This window comes from Shewanella sp. T24-MNA-CIBAN-0130 (assembly GCF_040310185.1).
Taxonomy (GTDB): domain Bacteria; phylum Pseudomonadota; class Gammaproteobacteria; order Enterobacterales; family Shewanellaceae; genus Shewanella; species Shewanella psychromarinicola.
Map to the genome: position 1 here is coordinate 1 of NZ_JBEOPP010000571.1, position 235 is coordinate 235.

Here is a 235-nt window from a genome sequence, read left to right on the forward strand (position 1 = left end):
TTTAAACACTTATCTGCTGCGCAAATTCGCTATTACGTCGATGCAGAGCAGCCACTATATTGCGCGGGGAGTTTTAAATGCGAAGGGTTAGGCATTGCCTTATTTAGCCGTTTAGAAGGTGACGACCCAAATAGCTTAATTGGACTACCATTAATTAAGCTGATTGATTTACTCTCACAACACGGTGTAGATGTTCTTAGTACAGCAGCAGAATGCTCAATCAACGAATACTAAT

At 40.9% G+C, this 235-nt stretch carries 1 protein-coding gene; it reads left to right on the forward strand.

The genetic code is table 11. The features are described 5' to 3' along the window. On the forward strand, window positions 1-234 hold a 234-nt coding region (locus AAEZ02_RS23540), incomplete at its 5' end, for a Maf family protein (RefSeq protein WP_351125673.1). Window position 235 lies beyond the last annotated feature (1 nt).